This is a genomic window from Bacteroides sp. BFG-606, from assembly GCF_024788145.1.
In the GTDB taxonomy this organism is placed as follows: Bacteria; Bacteroidota; Bacteroidia; order Bacteroidales; family Bacteroidaceae; genus Bacteroides; species Bacteroides vicugnae.
In genome coordinates this window covers 915,204-933,443 of the sequence record NZ_JANUIL010000001.1, presented here as the reverse complement: position 1 = coordinate 933,443, position 18,240 = coordinate 915,204, and the positions used below count along the sequence as shown (strand labels likewise).

Genomic DNA, 18,240 nt, shown 5'->3' with positions numbered 1-18,240 from the left:
GAATGAGTATGAATAAGATTTGTAGCCTTTGGACTTATTATATTTTCTGTTTGGCAGGTGTTTTGCTTATTTCCTGTACGGAAGATGAAGTAGCGGAAACTCCTTTCATCACAGTCTCAAAGCAAGAACTGACTTTCGGTAAGAATGGAAGCGAGACTTTACTCTATATACAATCAAATGTGTCTTATGAAGTAGTGTCGGATTCGCCGGAGTGGTGCAGCATCACCCGGCAGGAATCGGACTCAAAAAAGACTGGCAAGTATTTGGTTAGTGTAACTGCTAATCCTGATACAGAATCCCGTTCGACTACGATTAAGGTAACAGGAAGTGAAATGAATGAGGTGGTACAGGTGAGTCAGCTTGCCAGTGATCTTTTAGTGGGGGAAACACACGAAGTGACAGTTGCCGGTGAAGGAGAAAACTTTTCTATTAAGATGCAGGCATCCGGAGATTATGAGATAACGATCGATGCCGGATGGCTGCATCATAACTCCTCACGTGCTCTGACTGAAAAGGTGGAGACATTTACCGCCGATCCCAACGTTGGTAATGAAGTTCGTAAAGCCGTCATCACATTCATGCTGAATGACCTTATAGAATCGGTTACCGTGATTCAACAGGTTTCTTCGATACCGGAAGCAGATATGACAGGCATGGAGAAGAATGCGATGGAATTGATGAAGGAAATCGCGATTGGATGGAATCTGGGTAATTCGCTGGAAGCTACCGGTGGAGAAACCGCTTGGGGAAATCCGGCTACTACCAAAGCCATGATTACCAAAATAAAGGAACTTGGATTTAGTGCGGTACGCATTCCTTGTGCTTGGAATGATTATCTGGCAAGTGATGGAAGCTATGAGATACAGGCGTCGTGGCTCAACCGTGTGAAAGAAGTAGTAGACTATTGTGTGGATAACGAACTGTATGTTATTCTTAATATCCATTGGGATGGTGGGTGGTTGGAGAATGATATACCAAACGGCTATAATAAAGCTGTAGACCAAAAGCAACGGGCTTTGTGGCGTCAGATTGCTACTTTCTTTAGAAATTATGACGAGCATCTGATTTTTGCTGGCTGCAACGAACCGAATGTTGAGGATGCCGATGATATGGCAGTACTGCTACAGTATGAACAGACATTTGTAGATGCCGTTCGCGCTACGGGAGGGAAAAATGTGTATCGTAATCTCATAGTACAGGGACCTGCTACGGATATTGACAAAACTATCCAATGGATGGGGCAGTTACCCGAAGACCCGACGGACGGGCGTATGATTGTTGAAGTGCATTATTACAGTTCGTGGCAATTCTGCGGAATGGAGAAAGACGAGAGTTGGGGAAAGGCTTTCTATTTCTGGGGAGAAGAGAATCGCGGGTATGCTGTTGGCAATTACGAAGGTCGTTGGGACAATATTGGCGGAGAGGAATACATGAAAGCTCAATTTCAGAAGCTGAAGACCCGGTTTGTAGAACAGAATATTCCGGTACTCATCGGTGAGTTTGCGGCTATCCGTCGTCAATTGCAGGATGAAGAAGCCCAAAGAGGACATGACCTGTCGCGTGCGGCGTTCGACAGATGTGTAGTGCGCCAGGCGCGTGCTCATGGACTGGTTCCATTCTATTGGGATCGTGGGGACGGTGTTTTGAATCGCAATACGTTGGACATTTATGACAAATTGGAGTATAACGCTCTGATAGAGGGACTCGCGACAGAATAGTCCGGATTAGAGTTGTTCTGTTGTTTCTATTGAGTATCAATAAACCATAAAGACGGTCTGTACGGGAATCTCCGTTCAGACTGTCTTTTTCTTGGCGGGTTGGTTGATTTCGCCAAATAATCCGCAGACTCTTTTTCTTGGCTGTTTGATAATATTTTATTTCCTTTGTACAAATCTGAAAAACATGATAAGAAAGAGCCTTTTATTGTTAGCTTTACTTTTCACTTCATGGATTGTGTCTGCACAATCCTATCTGTTCAAGCATCTGGAAGTATCGGACGGATTGTCTAATAATTCTGTAAATACTATTTATAAGGATCGTGACGGGTTCATGTGGTTTGGCACGACTGCCGGATTGAACCGCTATGATGGATATACTTTTAAGGTTTACCATCATGCCGAGGACGAGCCGGGATCTTTGCCGGATAATTATATCACTGATATTGTAGAAATGCCTGATGGACGGTTTTGGATAAATACTGCCCGGGGATATGTATTGTTTGACAAGGAACGGGATTGCTTTATCACAGATGTTACCGGATTTATGAAGAATCTCGAGTCATGGGGAGTTCCGGAACAGGTTTTTGTAGACCGGGAAGGGAATACCTGGCTTAGTGTGGCAGGTGAGGGATGTTACTGTTACAAGGAAGGCGGAAAAAGACTTTTCTTCTCGTACATGGAACATTCGTTACCGGAATATGGAGTAACACAAATGGCAGAATGTAGTGACGGGATCTTGTTGATTTATAATACAGGACTACTTGTTTGCCTGGATCGTTCCACATTAGCAGTAAAATGGCAGTCTGATGAAATCAAAAAATATATTCCGGAAGGGAAGAAGATAGAACTTTCGCTCTTTGTAGACAGAGACAATTGTATCTGGGCATATAGTCTTATGGGAATCTGGGTGTATGACTGCGGAACAAAAAGTTGGCGGACAGACTTGACTGGTATTTGGTCGTCACGTCCGGACGTAATCATTCATACGGTGGCACAGGATATAGAAGGCAGAATCTGGGTTGGAAAGGATTATGACGGTATAGATGTGCTTGAGAAAGAAACTGGAAAAGTGACTTCTCTTGTTGCCCATGATGACAATGGACGGAGTTTGCCTCATAATACAATTTATGACTTATATGCTGATAGAGATGGTATCATGTGGGTGGGAACTTATAAGAAAGGAGTATCTTATTATAGTGAAAGTATCTTTAAGTTCAATATGTATGAATGGGGAGATATTACCTGCATAGAGCAGGCAGATGAAAATAAATTGTGGCTGGGAACGAATGACCATGGGATTCTTTTGTGGAACCGTTCAACAGGAAAGGCGGAACCTTTCTGGAGAGATGCCGAAGGACAGTTGCCGAATCCGGTCGTGTCTATGCTAAAGTCAAAAGACGGCAAACTATGGGTCGGAACATTTAATGGAGGGCTGTATTGTATGGATGGTTCCCAGGTACGTTCTTATAAGGAGGGTGCCGGAAATGCTCTGGCAAGTAATAATGTCTGGGCATTGGTGGAAGATGATAAGGGGAGGATCTGGATTGCTTCCTTAGGAGGTGGTTTACAATGTTTGGAACCGTTGTCCGGTACTTTTGAGACTTATACGAGTAATAACTCGGCTCTGCTGGAAAATAATGTTACCTCTTTGTGTTGGGGAGATGATAATACATTATTTTTCGGAACTGCTAATCAGGGAGTAGGTATGATGGATATGCGTACTCGTGAAATAAAAAAAGTTCAAGGTCAGAGCGGTAGCATGAAAATGTCGAACGATGCGGTTAATCATGTGTACAAGGATAGCCGGGGACTGATATGGATTGCTACACGTGAGGGATTGAATGTATATGATATAAGACGCCATCTGTTTCTTGATTTATCTCCTGTTGCAGAGGCCAAAGGAAGCTTTATTGCTGCGATTACGGAAGATCAGGAGCGTAATATGTGGGTATCGACCAGTAGGAAGGTAATCCGGGTGACAGTAACTTCTGACGGAAAAGGGAGTTACCTTTTTGATTCCAGGGCTTATAATAGTGAGGACGGATTGCAGAATTGTGATTTTAACCAGCGTTCTATCAAAACCTTGCACAATGGAATCATTGCCATTGGAGGTTTATATGGGGTAAATGTTTTTGCTCCGGATCATATACGCTATAATAAAATGCTGCCTACTGTGATGTTTACAGGTCTTTCGCTGTTTGATGAGCCGATAAAGGTGGGACAGTCGTATGGTGGAAGAGTGTTGATAGAAAAGGAATTGAACGATGTAGAAAATGTCGAGTTTGATTATAAGCAGAACATTTTCAGTGTATCTTTTGCTTCGGATAACTATAATTTACCGGAGAAAACTCAATATATGTATAAGTTGGAAGGGTTTAATAATGACTGGCTAACTTTACCGTTAGGAGTACACAATGTGACTTTTACAAATCTTGCACCGGGAAAGTATGTTTTGAGAGTGAAAGCGGTAAATAGTGACGGTTATGTCGGCGTGAAGGAAGCGACGCTGGGTATTGTAGTCAATCCTCCTTTCTGGATGTCATGGTGGGCCTATTTGTTGTATGCCATCGGTTTGGTGGTCGTGCTTTTTCTGGCACGCTACCGGATGCTGAAACGTGAACGTGAGAAGTTTCATCTTCAGCAGATAGAAAGCGAGGTGGCGAAGAACGAAGAAATCAATAATATGAAATTCCGTTTCTTCACGAACGTCAGCCATGAATTGCGTACACCGCTTACATTGATTATTTCTCCTTTGGAGGGTATGCTGAAAGAAACAACCGATGAATTGCAAAGTACACGTTTGCAGTTGATGCATCGCAATGCGCAGCGGTTGTTGCACTTGGTCAATCAACTGCTCGATTTCCGTAAAGGGGAGATGAGCACTCATCAGTTGTCTCTGTCGGAAGGAGATATTATCTCGTATGTGCATAGTGTTTGCAACTCTTTCCTATTGATGGCGGATAAGAAACATATTCAGTTCTCTTTCTTCTCGGGGATAGATACATTCTCGATGGCTTTTGATGCTGACAAGGTGGGAAAGATTGTCATGAATCTGCTTTCCAATGCCTTTAAGTTTACTCCCGAAGGAGGACGGGTGACGGTGATGATAGAGCATGTGGCAGGAACTCCTGATATGCTGGAGATCAAGATTGCTGATACTGGAATAGGAATTAGTGAGGTGGATAAGGAACATATCTTCGAACGTTTCTATCAGGCGGGTCATAAAGGGGTAGAGGAAACTACCGGAAATGGTATCGGCTTGAGTTTGGTACGTGACTTTGTAACTCTGCATGAGGGAGAAGTGAAGGTCTTTGATAATATAGGAACAGGCTCCGTTTTCGTTATTCAGTTTCCGGTAAAGCATGTGGAGACACAGGTGCAATTGCCGCCAGAGACAGGTATACCGGCCGGGGAGGAAGAAGATAAGGAGATAAAAGAGGAAACCAGAGAGGAAACGGAACGTAAGGATTTCCCATTGTTGCTGATAGTAGATGATAATGAAGACTTCCGTATCTTTATGCGTTATAGTCTGGAATTGCAGTATCGTGTCAAACTGGCTGTGAGTGGTAAGGAAGCATGGGAGATGATGCAGGAAGAATTGCCCGATCTGGTTATCAGTGATGTGATGATGCCTCAAATGGATGGTAATGAGTTGTGCCGTCTGATAAAGCAGGATAAGCGCACAGCGCATATCCCTGTGATTTTGCTGACAGCACGGCAGAATACCGAAGCGAAGCTGGAAGGATTGCAGACAGGAGCGGACGATTATGTAACGAAGCCGTTCAATATGACTATTCTTGTGTTGCGTATCCGTAAACTGATAGAATTAAGCCGCTATCATCGTGTCACCCAGGGAATGATTGACCCTGCCCCCAGTGAGATTGTGGTTACTTCATTGGATGAGAAATTGATAGAGAAAGCAATCAAGTATGTGGAAGATAATATGTCGCGTACCGAACTCTCGGTAGAGGAGCTTAGCCGGGAACTGGGTATGAGCCGTGTGCATCTGTATAAGAAATTACTCCAGATCACAGGAAAGACACCGATTGAGTTTATCCGCGTGATCCGCTTGAAACGGGCAGCGCAATTATTGCGTGAAAGCCAGCTTCATGTATCTGAGGTAGCCTTCGAAGTAGGCTTTAATAACCCTAAATATTTCAGTCGTTATTTCAAGGATGAATTTGGTGTTTTGCCCTCTGTTTACCAGGAAAAAGAAGGGAAATAACAAATGATACCTCTGAAAAAAACATATCGTCCGGTCACTGTTTAAAAGTTCCCCTTCTATAAAACATTAGAAGGGGAGCTTTTCATTTATAGTACTTACTTTTGCGATATGAGAAAATATATTGTTGAACCCTAAAGGTAGGTATGATTATGAATATGAAAAACATTTTCTGTTGTCTGTTGCCGGGACTTCTTTTCGGAGCATGTGCCAATAAGGTCTATGAGGAGACAGGCGATAGCGTGATAGTTAAAGTACAACAGGAAGTAACAGGAGGTCCCCGACTGGTTCGTCTGCAAGTGATGGGAGATAAGTTAATCCGTGTTTCTGCTACTGCCGACAGCAAGTTTGCCGATCCGCAAAGTTTGATTGTTGTTCCGCAGGAGAAACAAATCTCATTTGCCGTCATGCAGAATGGCGATACGATTACAGTGTCTACAAAAGAAGTGAAAGCGTCCGTATTGGCCAGTACCGGAGAGGTGTGGTTTGCGGATAAAGACGGAAAGTTAATCCTGCAGGAAAACAAGGGAGGAGGAAAGAAGTTTACTCCAATCGAAGTAGAAGGAACAAAGGGATATACGATCTGCCAGGTTTTTGAATCTCCTGAAGATGAAGCGTTCTACGGATTGGGGCAGCATCAGGCGGATGAATTTAATTATAAGGGTAAGAACGAAGAACTGTTCCAATACAATACGAAAGTCTCTGTTCCATTCGTTGTTTCAAATAAGAATTATGGTGTACTGCTGGATAGCTATTCATTGTGCCGTTTCGGTAATCCGAATGACTACTCCCAATTGAACCGGGTCTTTAAGCTTTATGATAAGACAGGTCGGGAAGGTGCGCTTACCGGTACTTATGTGCCGAAAAAAGGAGAGACGTTGGTTCGTCGGGAAGACTCTATTTATTTTGAGAATCTGAAAACGATTCAGAATCTTCCGGAGAAATTGCCGTTGATGGGGGCTAAGGTCACTTATGAAGGTGAAATAGAACCTGCTCAAACAGGAGAATTTAAGTTTATTCTTTATTACGCCGGATATGTCAAGGTCTATTTGAATAATGAACCGGTGGTGCCGGAACGTTGGCGGACTGCATGGAATCCTAATAGCTATAAGTTTGCTGTTCATCTGGAAGCAGGGAAGCGTGTGCCGTTGAAAATTGAATGGCAGCCTGATGGCGGGCAGTCTTATTGCGGGCTGCGGGCATTGACTCCTGTAGATCCGGCAGAACAGGGAAAACAGTCATGGTGGAGCGAGATGGCAAAGCAGCTTGATTATTATTTTGTGGTTGGTGAGGATATGGATGAAGTAATCAGTGGCTATCGGACTCTGACCGGAAAGTCGCCTGTTATGCCGAAATGGGCAATGGGTTTCTGGCAAAGCCGGGAGAAGTATAATACACAAGATGAAATGTTAGGCGCACTGAAAGGTTTCCGTGATCGTAAAATCCCGGTGGATAATATCGTACTGGATTGGAATCACTGGCCGGAAAATGCCTGGGGAAGTCATGAGTTTGATAAGGTACGCTTTCCGGATCCCAAAGCAATGGTCGATTCCATTCATGCTATGCATGGGCGTATGATGATTTCGGTATGGCCTAAGTTCTATGTTACTACCGAACATTTCAAGGAGTTCGACAAGAATGGGTGGATGTATCAGCAATCTGTCAGGGATAGTTTGAAAGATTGGGTAGGCCCCGGTTACCATTATGGTTTTTATGACGCTTATGATCCGGATGCACGTAAACTGTTTTGGAAGCAGATGTATGAGCACTATTATCCGTTGGGTATCGATGCCTGGTGGATGGATGCCAGCGAACCGAATGTACGTGACTGTACCGACTTGGAATATCGGAAGGCTTTGTGCGGACCTACGGCGTTGGGTTCCTCTACGGAATTTTTCAATGCTTATGCACTGATGAATGCAGAAGCCATTTATGACGGTCAGCGCGGAGTGGATAATAATAAACGTGTGTTCTTATTGACCCGTTCGGGATTTGCCGGGTTACAGCGTTATTCTACAGCTACATGGAGCGGAGATATCGGTACACGTTGGGAGGATATGAAGGCACAGATTTCTGCCGGACTTAATTTCGCCATGAGTGGAATACCTTACTGGACAATGGATATTGGCGGCTTTTGTGTAGAGAACCGTTATGTGGCGGGACAGAAGCAATGGAATGCGACAAAGACGGAAAATGCCGATTATAAAGAATGGCGTGAATTAAATGCCCGTTGGTATCAATTCGGTGCATTCGTTCCTCTGTATCGTGCACATGGACAATACCCGTTCCGTGAAATATGGGAGATTGCACCGGAAGGACATCCGGCCTACCAATCGGTTGTTTATTATACCAAACTGCGCTACAATATGATGCCGTATATTTATTCGTTGGCAGGCATGACCTGGTTTAATGATTATACAATCATGCGTCCATTAGTCATGGATTTTACAGCGGATACCCAAGTAAATGATATTGGTGACCAGTATATGTTCGGCCCTTCGTTTATGGTATCGCCGGTTTATCGCTATGGTGATCGGAGCCGTGAAATCTATTTCCCCCAAGCAGAAGGTTGGTATGATTTTTATTCCGGCAAGTTTCAGTCCGGTGGAGAAAAGAAAATGATAGATGCGCCTTATGAACGGATTCCGTTGTATGTGCGTGCGGGAGCTATCGTACCGTTAGGTGATGATATTCAGTATACGGATGAAAGACCGGCGGATCATATTCGTTTGTATATTTATCAGGGAGCGGATGGAGCATTTACTTTGTACGAAGATGAGGGCGTGAATTATAACTATGAACAAGGGATGTATGCCATGATACCGATGAAGTATGATGAGGCTACCAAGACCTTAGTGATTGGTGAACGTCAGGGAGAATTTCCGGGTATGCTGAAGGAACGCACCTTCACTGTGGTTACGGTCAATAAGGAGAAAGCCCAACCGTTTGATTTGAATGCGAAAGGGGTGACTGTGAAATATAATGGCAGCAAGCAGACATTGAAACTGTAGGCTGGATGATATAATCCGATGATGATGATTGGTAAATTGAAATATTTGATATTGGGGAGCTGTCTGATGCTGTTGGGAGCATGTAACAGTTCTTCCCCCATTTCTCCACGCGAGCGGTCTGACTTTAATGCGGATTGGCGTTTCCACTTGGGAGACGGATTACAAGCTGCACAACCCGGTTTTGCCGACAATGACTGGCGGGTATTGAATCTGCCTCATGATTGGGCGATTGAGGGAGACTTTAGCTGTGAAAATCCTTCCGGCACAGGGGGAGGGGCGCTTCCGGGTGGAGTTGGATGGTATCGCAAAACTTTTAGTGTAGACAAAGCAGATATAGGAAAGATCTTCCGCATTGAGTTTGACGGAATATATATGAATTCGGAAGTATTCATTAACGGTGTTTCGTTAGGAGTACGTCCTTATGGATATATCAGTTTCAGTTATGATCTGACCCCTTATCTGAAATGGGATGAACCCAATGTGCTGGCTGTTCGGGTGGACAATGCGGAGCAACCTAATTCACGCTGGTATTCAGGTTGTGGCATTTACCGGAATGTATGGCTAAGCAAGACTGGTCCGATACACGTAGCCGATTGGGGAACGTATGTCACGACATCATCGGTTGACAAGGGAGAGGCTGTACTGAATCTTGTTACTACTATTGTGAATGAAAGTGATACAAATGAAAATATCACGGTCTGCTCATCCTTGCAGGATGCTGAAGGCAGAGAAGTTGCTGGAACGCGGTCGGCCGGAAAAACGGAAACTGGCAGAGAAACTGTTTTCGCCCAGCAATTGACTGTAAAACAACTGGAGTTGTGGGATATTGATACTCCTTATTTGTATACATTGGTTACCAAAGTGATGCGAAACGAGGAATGTATGGATAGGTATACGACTCCTGTCGGTATCCGTACATTTAGTTTTGATGCCCGGAAAGGATTTACATTGAACGGTAGGCAAACCAAGATTAACGGGGTATGTATGCACCATGATCTGGGCTGTCTGGGGGCAGCTGTCAACACACGTGCCATTGAACGGCAATTGCAGATTCTGAAAGAAATGGGATGCAATGGCATACGTTGTTCCCATAATCCTCCCGCACCCGAACTGCTTGATCTCTGTGATCGTATGGGATTTATCGTGATGGATGAGGCTTTTGATATGTGGCGGAAGAAAAAAACAGCACATGATTATGCCCGTTACTTCAATGAATGGCACGAGCGCGATTTGAATGACTTTATTTTGCGTGACCGCAATCACCCTTCTGTCTTTATGTGGAGTATCGGTAATGAAGTCCTCGAACAATGGAGTGATGCTAAAGCGGATACATTGAGTCTGGAAGAGGCCAATTTGATCCTGAATTTCGGGCATTCTTCTGAAATGCTGGCAAAAGAAGGAGAGGAGAGTGTCAACTCTTTGCTGACGAAGAAGTTGGTAAGCTTTGTGAAAGGGCTTGATTCTACCCGTCCTGTCACTGCCGGATGCAATGAACCGAATTCCGGCAATCATTTATTCCGTTCCGGTGCACTGGATGTGATTGGCTATAATTATCATAATAAAGATATTCCTCATGTTCCGGCTAATTTTCCGGACAAGCCCTTTATCATTACTGAAAGTAATTCGGCATTGATGACACGTGGATACTACCGTATGCCCAGTGACCGGATGTTTATCTGGCCCGAGCGTTGGGATAAACCCTTTGCTGATTCTACTTTTGCCTGTTCATCTTATGAGAACTGTCATGTGCCTTGGGGAAACACTCATGAAGAAAGTCTGAAGTTAGTCAGAGACAACGACTTTATCAGCGGGCAATATGTATGGACAGGATTCGATTACATCGGAGAACCGACTCCTTACGGATGGCCTGCACGTAGTTCATTCTTTGGTATTGTCGATCTGGCAGGTTTCCCAAAAGATGTCTACTATCTATATCAGTCGGAATGGACAGATAAGCAAGTGTTGCATCTTTTCCCGCATTGGAACTGGACTCCGGGGCAGGAGATCGATATGTGGTGTTATTATAATCAGGCTGATGAAGTGGAATTGTTTGTGAATGGAAAGTCGCAGGGAGTGAAATGTAAAGATGCTGATAACCTGCATGTTGTTTGGCGTGTAAAGTTTGAACCGGGAACGGTGAAGGTTATTGCACGCAGAAAGGATGAAGTGGTAGCGGAAAAGGAAATTCATACTGCCGGAAAGCCTGCAGAAATTCGCCTGACTCCTGATCGTTCAGTTCTGGCTGCTGATGGAAAAGATTTGTGTTTCGTCACTGTAGAGGTGCTGGATGAAGAAGGGAATCTTTGTCCGAATGCAGATAATTTGGTGAATTTCACTGTGAAAGGTAATGGTTTCATCGCAGGAGTGGATAATGGAAACCCGGTATCGTTGGAACGCTTTAAGGATAAAAAGAGGAAAGCATTTTATGGAAAATGCCTTGTTGTCATTCAGAATGACGGGAAACCGGGAAAAACGGAGCTGACAGCTACTTCGGAAGGGCTTCGGCAAGCCGTGGTGAAGATCTCGGCAAAAGATTGTAAACTGTAAATGATTATGGGAATAATGAAGATATTTTTATTGACTATATGTTTCCTGTCTGTTCAGACAGGTATGGTGGTGATTGCTCAAGACAAGAAACAAAAACCGGTGTATCTGGATGATACACAACCGATAGAGGTCAGGGTACAGGATGCGCTGAACCGTATGACTGTGGAGGAGAAAACTCGTCTTAGTTATGCACAAGGGAAGTTTAGCTCCCCTGGTTGTCCCCGTTTGGGTATTCCTGAACTCTGGATGAGTGACGGTCCTCATGGCGTGCGTGCCGAAATTAACTGGAATGATTGGGGATATGCCGGATGGACGAACGATAGTTGTACTGCTTTTCCTGCACTGACCTGTCTGGCAGCTAGCTGGAATCCGTTATTGGCAGAGAAATATGGACAGGCCATCGGTGAAGAAGCCCGTTATCGTGAAAAGGATGTTTTGTTGGGACCGGGGGGTGAATATCTATCGTACCCCGCTCAACGGGCGTAACTTTGAATATATGGGGGAAGACCCTTATTTAGCCTCGGAGCTTTGCGTGCCTTATATTCAGGGAGTGCAGAAGAATGGAGTAGCCGCCTGCGTAAAACATTACGCACTGAACAATCAGGAATTATGGCGGGGACATATCGATGTGCAACTAAGCGACCGTGCATTGTATGAAATATATCTGCCTGCTTTCAAGGCTGCTGTAGAAAGAGGTAAAACGTGGTCTGTTATGGGAGCTTATAATAAAGTGCGTGGAACTCATGCTGCCCATCACAAATTGCTGAATAATGATATATTGAAGGGGGAATGGAATTTCGACGGATGCGTCATCACGGACTGGGGAGCTGCACATGATACTTATGAAGCTGCCATGTACGGATTGGACATTGAAATGGGATCTTATACCAATGGTTTGACTTCGGAATCGGAATTCGGTTTTGATGATTATTATTTGGGTAAGTCTTATCTGAAAATGGTTCGCGAAGGTAAGATTTCGATGGAGGTAGTGAACGATAAGGCCGCACGTGTGTTACGTCTGATTTTCCGTACAGCGATGAATCGTCGGAAACCGTTCGGTGCACTGACCAGCGAAGAGCACTATCGTACAGCTTATGAGGTTGCAACAGAGGGCATTGTCTTGTTGAAAAATGGGACAGGTAAGAAACAACCTGCATTATTACCCGTCCCCCAGGGAAAATATAAACGTATTTTGGTTGTGGGAGATAATGCTACCCGTAATTTGATGTTAGGCGGCGGCTCTTCGGAGTTGAAAGTTCAGAGGGTGGTTTCACCATTAGATGGTATAAAAGCGAAGTTTGGTGAGGATGTGGTTTATGCACAAGGCTATACAAGCGGTCGCCCGATGTATGGCCGGGCAGATGTTATTCCACAGACAACAGTAGATTCTTTACGTAATGACGCGGTAGAAAAAGCGATGAATGCGGACTTGGTGATCTTTGTCGGAGGACTGAATAAGAATCATTTTCAGGATTGTGAGGGTGGTGACCGTTTGTCGTATGGACTTCCTTTTGGACAGAATGATTTGATAGAAGCTCTGTTGAAAGTAAATAAGAATCTGGTAGCAGTAATTATTAGTGGAAATGCGGTGGAAATGCCTTGGGTGAAGGAGATACCCTCTATTATTCAGTCGTGGTATTTAGGCTCTGTCGGCGGAGAGGCACTGGCTGATGTGTTGAGCGGAGATGTGAATCCCAGCGGTAAGTTACCTTTTTCTTATCCGGTGAAACTGGAAGATTGTCCGGCACACTTCTTTGGTGAGATTAGTTACCCGGGTGATAGTATCCGTCAGGAATATAAAGAAGATATTTTGGTTGGTTATCGTTGGTATGATACGAAGAAGATCCGGCCGCTCTTTCCTTTTGGCTATGGCATGAGTTATACCACTTTCGAATATAGTAAGCCTGTGGTATCGGCTAAAACAATGAATGCTGATGGCAGTATTGATCTTACTGTAAGAATTAGGAATACAGGGAAAATAGCAGGGAAAGAGATCGTTCAGTTATATGTTGGCGACGAAGAGTGTAGTGTTCTTCGCCCGGTGAAGGAGTTGAAAGACTTCCGGAAAGTACGGCTTCTTCCGAATGAAGAAAAAGAAGTGAAGTTTACGATCAAACCGGAAGCATTGCAATTCTTTGATGATAAACAGCATACTTGGGTGGCAGAGCCTGGGAAATTTAAGGCATACATTGCCGCTTCTTCTTCTGATATTCGCGGTACGGTGACATTCGAGTATACCCAATGATAAAGTTAACAGGTTAATACACAGTGTTTAGTGGACATATAGATACAGCGTGGTGGATATATATACTCACCATCGTGTATCTATATGTCCACTACGATAAGTATATATGTCCACCAAATTGAAAGATGATGTCTTGGTAAACTATAAAAGGTAGAAAGCAAAGTATTACTACTTGTTTAAATTGTTCGTGTGGTTTGTTCACATTGATATGTCGTACTACTTTTACTCCTTAGTAAAAGTGAGTGTACGTTTATAATGCTTTAAAGGCGTATTGCTTTTAAGGGAATTAAGTTAGGGTTTTAATAGACCATTATCTGCCCATTCTTGTACTGAAAATGTGCAATTCCTAAATCGTTCAGTGCGTCCAACAGACTTTCTACCGAAACATTCCGGCTAAAACGAAAATGAATCCGTTTCTGTAAGAGGTTGGGTGAGTGGCAGATGACGCTGATATTATACCAAGTCCCTAAACTCTGTAATACTTGCATCATCTTCGTGTTGTCGAAATAAAACTCATTATCCGTCCATCCTTCTTTTTCGGTCTGCGTAGCCTTTGATACAACGATATCACCATTTGTTTCTAATGTGGCGGATTGACCTGGTGATATTTCCTTCCGGTGCGAAGAGTCGGTTTTTGCTACTTGCACCCGTCCTCTATATAATGTGACAGTGGGCGTATTACAAGGATAGGCATTTACATCAAATACTGTCCCCAATACCTGTGTCTGTATATCTCCGGTGGAAACGATGAAAGGACGAAGACTGTCTTTTGCCACTTCAAAGCGTGCTTCTCCGGTGAGGTTTACTATCCGCTTGTTTTGCGGAGTAAACTCTTTGGGGTATTCCAAACGACTGTTTGCACTTAACAGCACGTGGGTTCCGTCTTCTAATGTCAGATTAATGATAGTCGTTGGCGGGGTGGAAACGATTATTCTGCCGTTTTTTTCTTGTGTTGTGACCTGCTCGGGAACATTGAGAGCGGCAAATATTTTGATATCCGATGCTGTACTGTCTGATTTATTCCAGGGTGACCACAATATTAAGAGCAGGGCAATAGCTGCTGCCATGCCACCGGAAAGCCATATGCGGCGATATGCTTGTCGTTTCTTCTGCTCCTGTCGTTGCGAGAAAGCTGTCCATGCTTCCCGTGTCTCTTCCGGTAGGGGCAAATCGCCTAACGCTTCGCCAAAGGCATTTTGCAAACGACGTATCCCGGCATCCTCTGAAAAAGGGCGGCAGTCATCTCCCGTTAGTCCGTAATCGGGGGATTCCTCTTTGGGAGTATACTTTTTCTTTTCTTCCATTATCTGTTCTCCTTCCTTGATCGTTCATGATTTTCATCGTTCATGACTTCGCGTAATGTACGCAGTGCTTTGGATATATGCTTTTTTCACTGTATCGGGACTGATGCCAAGTTGTTCGGCAACTTCCCGATAGGTGAGATGCTCGTAGTAACACAGCCGTAAGATAGTGCAGGTAGGATCAGGCAAACTTCGGGCTATCACTTCCGCCTTTTGCAATAACGCTTCGTGCTCCTGATAGTTGCTCTCCACATCAGCTAGTGTCGCTTCGTAGATTGCTCTCGCATTATCATGCTCCACTTGAAGGTGTTTCAGGCGGTTGAGACAGGCGTTGCGGACTGCGGTATAAATCCATCCGCCCCGGTCGTTCTTATCCAACTGCTCAAAATGTGTCCAGACCTGTTCCATCACTTCGCTCACTATATCCCGTGCTTCTTCTTTATCTCCCGTCAATTGTGAGGCATAACGTACCATTCGCGGATACATTTCCACAAACATCTGCTCGAAAACTTCTTTCTTTGTATGGTCTTTATGAAACAGGAACATGCTCTCTTAGGGGGTTGATACTGCAAAAGTACACACTTCTCTTTAAAAAGAGAGTCTACAGACGCGATTTTTCACTCTCTCCGGCTCCGGTTCCTTTATATTTGCTTTTCGCCGCGTTGAACTGATAACTCAGCCGGATGCCGAAACGCTGCTGGTCTGAATAATCGCGGTTGGAACTGAATGTCCGGTCGCCATAGATGGTGAAGTATCTGTAGCCGGTGTGAAAGATGTCTTTGGCGGTTACCGATATTTTTAGCGACTGGTCTTTCAGGAACGATTTGGTCAGTTGGGCATCTACTCTTCCTTCGGTTTTCCAAATGGCGTAACTTTGTTTGGCTCCGGGCGACAGTACTCCTTTGATATTGAAGAACCAGCCTTTAGGGAAGTTGAAACTGTTGTCGAGACTGAAATAGAACCGTGGCTCATTCCAGTGCTGGGTGATGCCTATGGAAGTACCGTGGGAGTCAAACCAATTGATGCCGGTGGTCAGTTGAGGTTGCCAGATGCCGAATTTTGGTGAAAGGACGATGCTGCTTCCATAGCGGTTGGAATGCGGAATGCTTGCCATGCCGAACAGCAATACACCGGGATGATTGATGTCGTCATACGGGCGGGTGTAGCTGGTGTACATATTCCAGGAATGGTCGTAGTAAATACTGAAATTGATCCATTTCCATCCGGCGTCGAAGAAAGTTGCACGATGTATCTGGGGGACGAGAAACGGGTCTCCGCTCCGGTAAGAGTACTTGTTTTGATACGTGACGGCACTGGTGAGCATATCATAGCTGGGACTGTATTTCAGAGTGCGGTGGGAAAGGGCGAAAAACCAGTTGCCGGAGGTATATCTGATGCTGACTACCGGTATCCAGTCGCGATAGGTGGGGCTTTGACCGTCCTGGTGAATCCCTTTCTCGTAGTAATCTGTTTGTTGAAATTCATATCGCAGTCCGGCTAAGATATTGAACTTCCCCAATGGCAGGTTGTAGTCGATGAAGCCGGAAAACATAGTTTGTTTGATGCGGTCGTCGGCATCGGCGGAGAAGCCGCTTTGGAGAAATATGTCGTGGCGGTTGGTGAATGTCTCTTCTGTTCCGAAACTGAGTTTGCCTTTCCGGAGTGGGGTGGTGATCAGGAGTTTGGCGGCATAGAGGTGGTTGCGTACGCGGTTGCTCGAAGTGGCGTCTTCGGTTCCGTTGTTCTCGGCGTATTGACGGATGCGGTCCCGGCCATACAGATAGTCGGCGTTGAAGTCGATGTTGCATTTGCCGAACGTAGCGTTGTAGTATCCGTTGGCTGCCTGCCACCAGCCGGTATGCGCATCTGTCTGCTGGCGAGCATACAGGTGGTCTACTTCTTTGCCGTCTTGCAGAATGAGGGTTGTCCCTTCATTGGTAGTATGCGCATTACCTATGTTCGTACCGGGCATATAGCGCATACCGAATGACTGATCCTCGTCGATTTCGTAGTTGAATCCCAGTTCGCCGTTGAAGGTGCGATAGGTTTGTTTGCTTTTGTTCTCCGTTGATTGGTTCCAGTCGGACGAAGCGTAAATGTCCTGACTGTGGATGCTTGTCAGGTGATTGTTGATTTCGGCAAAGTCCCCTTTTACGAAAATATCCAGTCCGCCGGTACGGTAGTTCAAGGATATGCCTTCGTTGCCGATCGGTACATGTCCTTGCGAGTAATCGGTATAGAAACTGCCGCTCATGCCTTGTCCCCGTTTGCGAATGGTGTGGAGACGGATAACGGCACCTACGGAAGAGCCATATTGCACCCCCGGAGTGGTGATGATTTCTGCAGAAAGTATTTCGTTGGCTTGCAGGCGGTTCAGTTCTGTGTTGTCCCTGACTTTGCGTCCGTTGATATAGATTTCGGGAGTGCCCCTACCCAATACGGTGTATTCTCCGTCCGTACCTGTGACAAAAGGGAGATGTGAAATCATTTCGCTTGCCGATCCCATGAGTGAAAGGGGAGTTCCGGTTATATTGGCGGTTAATGTTCCGTCTTTCCTTTCTATCAATGGGCGTCCGGCGGTTACCACTATCTCTTTCAGCAGTTTCGTATCGGGTTGTAACCGGAGGATGTTTTGTTGCCGGCAGGAAATAATTTGCGGACAGTAACCTATATAGGTTGCTTTCAACAGGCAATCTTCCCCGGCTATGGCAGGCAGACGGAAAGAACCGTCCTCTTCTGTCACGCTCCCGGCCAGGAAACTGGAATCGGCAGCAAGCGCAAGTATATTGACGAATGCTAGGGGAGTTCCTTTCTCGTCATAGACTTTGCCTTGTACGGTTATGGCTTTGTTTGATTTCTTTCGTTGTACGACGAAATACTCTTCCCGTTCGACGGAAACGAAAGGTTTACCTTTCAATACGATGTCTATGGCTTCGCATTCTGTCTTTTCGTGAATACTGGCTGTCACGCGATAACTTTCGGTGCCGTTGTAAGTGAAGAGAATACTTTTTCCCCCTTTCTTTTCTATCTGTTTCAGTGCTTCGGGCAAGCTTTCATTCTTCAGTTCCAATGAGAACTTCTTGATGACTGCCTGTGCTTGTGCGTGGGAGGGAATAAAAGATAAACCGTATCCAATCAGTAACCAGCCGATTGTTGTCCAAGTAAAATTAAACTGTCGCATACTACTTCTGTTTTT

Annotated in this window: 6 protein-coding genes and 2 pseudogenes; 5 read left to right on the top strand and 3 right to left on the bottom strand. The window is 44.9% G+C overall.

Features of this window, described 5'->3' with window-relative positions; all coding sequences use genetic code 11:
* Nucleotides 1–8: 8 nt before the first annotated feature.
* From NXV01_RS03590 to NXV01_RS03570, 5 genes and pseudogenes are all read left to right on the top strand, one after another.
* Complete coding sequence (locus NXV01_RS03590) at nucleotides 9–1,718, top strand: cellulase family glycosylhydrolase (RefSeq protein ID WP_259021731.1); 1,710 nt, start codon at nucleotides 9–11, stop codon at nucleotides 1,716–1,718.
* A gap of 184 nt (nucleotides 1,719–1,902) precedes the next feature.
* Nucleotides 1,903–5,943: a hybrid sensor histidine kinase/response regulator transcription factor gene (locus NXV01_RS03585; RefSeq protein ID WP_259021730.1), complete on the top strand. Its 4,041-nt coding sequence runs from the start codon at nucleotides 1,903–1,905 to the stop codon at nucleotides 5,941–5,943.
* 143 nt (nucleotides 5,944–6,086) lie between these two features.
* Complete coding sequence (locus NXV01_RS03580; RefSeq protein WP_234133148.1) at nucleotides 6,087–8,951, top strand: alpha-xylosidase BoGH31A; 2,865 nt, start codon at nucleotides 6,087–6,089, stop codon at nucleotides 8,949–8,951.
* Between the two features lie 21 nt (nucleotides 8,952–8,972).
* On the top strand, nucleotides 8,973–11,498 hold the full coding sequence (locus tag NXV01_RS03575) for a glycoside hydrolase family 2 TIM barrel-domain containing protein (RefSeq protein WP_259023428.1): 2,526 nt from the start codon (nucleotides 8,973–8,975) through the stop codon (nucleotides 11,496–11,498).
* Between the two features lie 15 nt (nucleotides 11,499–11,513).
* Nucleotides 11,514–13,743: pseudogene (locus NXV01_RS03570) on the top strand (glycoside hydrolase family 3 C-terminal domain-containing protein).
* Nucleotides 13,744–14,042: 299 nt separating this feature from the next.
* Here the strand turns inward: NXV01_RS03570 and NXV01_RS03565 are convergent.
* From NXV01_RS03565 to NXV01_RS03555, 3 genes and pseudogenes are all read right to left on the bottom strand, one after another.
* Nucleotides 14,043–15,047 carry a FecR family protein gene (locus NXV01_RS03565; protein ID WP_234133146.1) on the bottom strand — a complete coding sequence of 335 codons (1,005 nt, stop codon included), beginning with the start codon at nucleotides 15,045–15,047 and terminating at the stop codon, nucleotides 14,043–14,045.
* Nucleotides 15,047–15,590, bottom strand: a pseudogene (locus NXV01_RS03560) (RNA polymerase sigma-70 factor). Before NXV01_RS03560 ends, NXV01_RS03565 begins: the two are co-directional and overlap by 1 nt.
* A gap of 55 nt (nucleotides 15,591–15,645) precedes the next feature.
* A complete protein-coding gene (locus NXV01_RS03555; protein ID WP_259021729.1) occupies nucleotides 15,646–18,225 on the bottom strand; it encodes an outer membrane beta-barrel family protein in 2,580 nt (859 codons plus the stop codon).
* Nucleotides 18,226–18,240 lie beyond the last annotated feature (15 nt).

Bases quoted from the DNA above. Each gene is read 5' to 3' on its own strand.
- NXV01_RS03590 (WP_259021731.1), top strand. From the start codon at position 9: ATGAATAAGATTTGTAGCCTTTGGACTTATTATATTTTCTGTTTGGCA.
- NXV01_RS03585 (WP_259021730.1), top strand. From the start codon at position 1,903: ATGATAAGAAAGAGCCTTTTATTGTTAGCTTTACTTTTCACTTCATGG.
- NXV01_RS03580 (WP_234133148.1), top strand. From the start codon at position 6,087: ATGATTATGAATATGAAAAACATTTTCTGTTGTCTGTTGCCGGGACTT.
- NXV01_RS03575 (WP_259023428.1), top strand. From the start codon at position 8,973: ATGATGATTGGTAAATTGAAATATTTGATATTGGGGAGCTGTCTGATG.
- NXV01_RS03565 (WP_234133146.1), bottom strand. From the start codon at position 15,047: ATGGAAGAAAAGAAAAAGTATACTCCCAAAGAGGAATCCCCCGATTAC.
- NXV01_RS03555 (WP_259021729.1), bottom strand. From the start codon at position 18,225: ATGCGACAGTTTAATTTTACTTGGACAACAATCGGCTGGTTACTGATT.